Below are 1,613 nucleotides of genomic sequence, written 5' to 3' on the forward strand. Positions count from 1 at the left end.
TATTAGCTATCAGCAATTAATTTTGGGGAAGGTCAAAGCAATTGAAAAATTGAGTTTGAATAATAAAGTTACTGCCATGAGTCCCCTTTCCAAATTTGAGAAGTAATTACTTTTTTTGTAGCGGGTTTAATACCCCACCGTCTAAACAGTGCTTAAAATTTTTTGGGGTTTAAATTTATAAGCAATTTTCCCTTTCCTAGGTCATGCTACGGAAACAGCATAGCTGCCTTCTTCCATCACTACTAATTGCTGAAGCGCTGACTGCTAATAGCTGAATGCTTACGTTGTTTACCAATTTATCACCTTTATTTCTCAACCTTCAGCTTAAGTTCCTTTTTTATTCAAGACAAGATGATAACTGAGTTGGCAACAGCTAAATTTTAGAGTGGTTTCAGAAATCAGATTTTCAGCTATAGTAGTCTATCAAGTTATATTTAATAAGTTACTATTTCTCAATAACACTTATTTATAAGGCTTTGATACTCAACATACTCATCATTTTTTGCTTGACGGACTATTAGTCTAGAATTGTGATTTCTGAATTAACCACTATTTTTCATCTGAATATTGATTCAGAATTTAATCTACATTTTGTTTCATACTTTAGATTAATCCAGATAAGTCTGAGTTAACTTTTTGGCTTTTACATTGGGTGGAAAAGTAAGTCTGGGAAAAAACGATTAAACTCAATTAAAATTCCGGCTGTGATAATCATCCAGGCTGCAGCCAGAACTGGGGCTGTTGATAGATACTTAAGTAGGTCTTGCATGAATATTTCTCCTAAAAACTGATTGTCAAATCAGGTATTGTTTAGACAATGTTAAAAAACATTGTTTTGGGACTTTTGGCAGTTAGTAATTAGTATTTTTATACTAATTACAATTACTTAGTTTTTATTAATTCCTTAGTTAATGTTTTAGCGTGGGGAAACAGTAATTTCGTTTTCTTCAGCAAACATTTTACCAGAGGTAAATTCTCCTAATGCCAACACTGGCCATAGAGCTGCACCTAGCATTTTTTGGATTGCTAAAGGAACGTCGATAACAATCTCTTTTTCCTCTGGATTCTTACCAGATTTGATTGCTTGTAGATAGGAACGACCGGCCCAACCAATCCAACCTGTAATATACAAGAATAAAATGCTAGGAATGAGGAAATCTCCAGCGCGATTCAGACTACCATCTACTATTAAATGAGGTAGTCCGTCTTCTCCACAAAGTGCTTGTGAATAACGTTCAAATCGTTTCTTACCAGATTCTGGATCGCCGGTAGTAGGGCGAGCATATTCAGCTCGTGCCTGAAAAGCAGGTGATTCTGAACATGGCACTAAGTTATATGCTGATGCTGCTGATGCACCAGTTGCCCAAAGACTTATGGCTAAAACTAAAGCCAACAATCGTCTCATAAAATTGTTTCCTTTTATTACAAAGTGTTGACAATTACCCATTCTTCTGTAGCTAAATTAAGCTGAAGTAGGGATTTTCTTAATGGAAATGATAAATTTGAAGCTGACAGTAATCAAGCTATTTTTATAAATTTATCAGTCAATGACAACTATTTTAGCTATAGAAACAAGTTGTGATGAAACGTCTGTGGCAATTGTTAAGAATCAT

The 1,613-nt window shown here is 34.7% G+C and carries 2 protein-coding genes; both read right to left on the reverse strand.

Features of this window, described 5'->3' with window-relative positions; translation table 11 throughout:
- Positions 1-643 precede the first annotated feature (643 nt).
- Positions 644-769, reverse strand: a complete 126-nt coding sequence (gene psaJ, locus F6K13_RS32210) for a photosystem I reaction center subunit IX (protein ID WP_124143070.1) — start codon at positions 767-769, stop codon at positions 644-646.
- Between the two features lie 147 nt (positions 770-916).
- On the reverse strand, positions 917-1,405 hold the full coding sequence (locus F6K13_RS32215; protein ID WP_124143071.1) for a Photosystem I reaction center subunit III: 489 nt from the start codon (positions 1,403-1,405) through the stop codon (positions 917-919).
- Positions 1,406-1,613: the final 208 nt, after the last annotated feature.

Source organism: Okeania sp. SIO2B9, from assembly GCF_010672505.1.
In the GTDB taxonomy this organism is placed as follows: domain Bacteria; phylum Cyanobacteriota; class Cyanobacteriia; order Cyanobacteriales; family Microcoleaceae; genus Okeania; species Okeania hirsuta.